This window comes from Cupriavidus basilensis (genome assembly GCF_029335485.1).
GTDB classification, from domain to species: domain Bacteria; phylum Pseudomonadota; class Gammaproteobacteria; order Burkholderiales; family Burkholderiaceae; genus Cupriavidus; species Cupriavidus basilensis_E.
In genome coordinates this window covers 1-2,786 of record NZ_JARJLM010000625.1, presented here as the reverse complement: position 1 = coordinate 2,786, position 2,786 = coordinate 1, and the positions used below count along the sequence as shown (strand labels likewise).

Here is a 2,786-nt window from a genome sequence, read left to right as displayed (position 1 = left end):
TGAACTCGACTTCCGGTAGCGCCGGCAGGCTGGCGCTATTGACCGGCGGCGTGAGGCCGCGCCCGGAAAGGTATTGCGCGCGCACGGTAATGCCCAGGCCGCCGCGCGCCGCGGCGATGCAGCCGGAATGACTGCTGCTGGTGCAGACGATCTGCCAGCGCATGCCGGCCTTGGCGAGCGTATCCAGCACGATGGCCCGCGTGACGCTGGGCTCGGGCACCAGGATCAGCGGCAGGGGCTGCCTGAGATCGGCCACCGTGCCGGGCCGCGCGAGCCACTCCAGCTTGCCCCTGAACAGGGGAGAGCCGCGCCGGTCGCCTTCGCGGCGCTTGCCGATCATCAGGTCCAGGGCACCGGCATCCATCAGCTCGTAGAGCTTGCCGGTCATGCCGATGGTGATTTCCAGTTCCACATCCGGATGCGAGTTGCGGAACGCGGCCAGTACATTGGGTAGCGGACCCAGCGCCAGGTCGTCCGATGTACCCAGCCGCACGCGGCCCTGCAGGCGCGGCGCATGGAACTGGGATTCCGCGCGGGCGATGGCTTCCAGGATCAGCCGCGCGTGCGCCAGCAGGGCCTCGCCGTCGGCCGTCATGGTCAGCGTATGGGTATCGCGCACAAACAGCCGGCGGCCCACGTGCTGCTCCAGGCGCCGGATATGGTCGCTGACACTGGACTGGGACAGGCCAAGCTGGCGCCCCGCGTCGGTGAAGCTGTGGGCGGCGGCAACGGTGGCGAAGGTCTTGATCCAGACGGGGTTGAGCATGCCGCATTGTCATCGGATTATCCGATCACAGTCAATATATCCAGCGGGGTTCCCGATTGGCGCGGCAGTCATTAACATCGAAAGCATTGCGGTATCGCGTCTTGCCGGATCCCGCCCCCGCGATCCGCGCCGGCTACCGCGCCGGCTACCGCCGGTCTTTGCCTCGAGATGTGCCAGATGACAAGCCAATCCTCACACAAAGCCATGCTGTGGATCGTCGCAGCGGGCTTTTTCATGCAAACGCTGGACACCACCATCGTCAACACCGCGTTGCCCGCGATGGCGCGCAGCCTCAACGAAACGCCCCTCGACATGAAACCGGTGGTGGTGGCCTACACGCTGACCATGGCCATGCTCACGCCGGCTTCAGGCTGGCTGGCGGATCGCTTCGGTACCCGTCGGGTCTACTTCGCCGCCATCCTGGTGTTCGTGCTGGGCTCGCTGTTTTGTGCTGGCGCGCAAAGCCTCGACCAACTCGTGATCGCGCGCGTGATCCAGGGCATCGGCGGTTCGATGCTGCTGCCCATCGGGCGGCTGGCGGTGCTGCGCAGCGTCTCCGGCGAGCAATACATCGCGGCGCTTGCCTTTGTCTCTGTGGCGGGGCAGGTCGGCCCCATCTTCGGTCCGGTGCTGGGGGGCTGGATCGTGCAGACCGTGGCCTGGCACTGGATCTTCCTGATCAACGTGCCGGTGGGCGCGATCGGGCTGCTGGCCGTGTTGCGCTACCTGCCCGACAATACCGTTGGCCGCGCGCCGCCGTTCGACTTCATCGGCTGCGGTCTGCTGTCGCTCTGCATGGTGGCGTTCTCGCTGGCGCTGGACACGCCGCACGAAGCCAGCCACGCGGCATGGAGCGGCAGCCTGTTCGCGCTGAGCCTGCTGTCCGCGCTGCTCTATATCCCGCACGCGCGGCGCCGGCGGGAACCGCTGTTCAGGCTGGCGCTGTTCCGCGAGCCCAATTTCAGCATCGGCCTGGCGGGCAACCTGGTCTGTCGCATCGGTTCCGGCGCGGTGCCGTTCCTGATGCCCTTGCTGATGCAATTGCAGCTCGGCTACACGCCGCTGCATTCCGGCCTGATGCTGCTGCCGGCCGCGCTGGCCGGCGTGGTGGCCAAGCGCTGGATCGTACCGCTGGTCAAGCGCTATGGCTACGACAACTTCCTGCTGGTCAACACCGTCCTGGTAGGCGGCTCGATCGCATCGTTCGCGGCGATCTCCCCGGGCTGGCCGCTGGCTTTGTCGATCGCGCAGCTGGCCTTGTTCGGCGCCACCAACTCCATGCAGTTCGCGGCCATGAACAGCGTGACGCTGAAAGGTCTGAGCGTGGAAGATGCCGGCAGCGGCAACAGCTTGTTCTCGATGGTGCAGATGCTGGCGATCGGCCTCGGGGTGACCATCGGCGGCGGTCTGGTCAGCCTGTTCACCGCGCAGCTCGGCGTTGCCGGCACGGCTTACCGGCTGGCGTTCTTCAGCGTCGGTACGATTACGCTGCTATCGGCCGTGGTGTTCCGCCGGCTGGATGTCGGGCAGCTCGACAAGGGCCGCAGCGTGGCTGGCGTGGCCAGCCGCTGAGCCGGCGGCCGGGGGCTTTACTCCGTCACGCCGTTTTCGCGCAGCAGCCGTTCGCACTCGTCGAGCAGGTCATGCGCAAAGGCCGACTGGTAGTTGGGGTCGAGCGCTTCCATCATTTCGTGGGCGGTGTACAGGCCCGCCTCGCGCGACAGCGTGCCGGCGAGCTGGCGGGCAAACTCGTCGCTCAACCGGGACAGCAGGCGCCGCTCGGCCAGCGCAAGCTGCAGCCTGGAGCGCGACAGCCATAGCCCCGCCAGCGTGGCGCCCTGGGCATCGGTCATCCACTGGCGGTGCTCGTAGTACGCCGACAAGCGCTCTGCGGCAAGGGCGAACAGCAGCGCCTTGCGGGTATCGAAGTTGATCCTGGGGATGGGTGCGGCCGGGGCCGATGTGTCGGGAGGCGAGGTTTTCATGATGGCTTGCAACAAATGCGGAGGGCGCGAGCCTA

At 66.9% G+C, this 2,786-nt stretch carries 3 protein-coding genes; 1 reads left to right on the top strand and 2 read right to left on the bottom strand.

Annotated features, from left to right (window positions below):
• Positions 1 to 766 (bottom strand): LysR family transcriptional regulator (locus P3W85_RS38415; protein WP_276268644.1); only part of this gene is annotated, 766 nt, incomplete at its 3' end.
• Between the two features lie 177 nt (positions 767 to 943).
• Here P3W85_RS38415 and mdtD point away from each other — a divergent pair.
• Complete coding sequence (mdtD, locus tag P3W85_RS38410; RefSeq protein ID WP_035811857.1) at positions 944 to 2,338, top strand: multidrug transporter subunit MdtD; 1,395 nt, start codon at positions 944 to 946, stop codon at positions 2,336 to 2,338.
• 17 nt (positions 2,339 to 2,355) lie between these two features.
• Here the strand turns inward: mdtD and P3W85_RS38405 are convergent, their stop codons facing one another.
• Complete coding sequence (locus P3W85_RS38405; protein WP_017227007.1) at positions 2,356 to 2,751, bottom strand: hypothetical protein; 396 nt, start codon at positions 2,749 to 2,751, stop codon at positions 2,356 to 2,358.
• Positions 2,752 to 2,786 lie beyond the last annotated feature (35 nt).

Bases quoted from the DNA above. Each gene is read 5' to 3' on its own strand.
- P3W85_RS38405 (WP_017227007.1), bottom strand. From the start codon at position 2,751: ATGAAAACCTCGCCTCCCGACACATCGGCCCCGGCCGCACCCATCCCC.
- mdtD (WP_035811857.1), top strand. From the start codon at position 944: ATGACAAGCCAATCCTCACACAAAGCCATGCTGTGGATCGTCGCAGCG.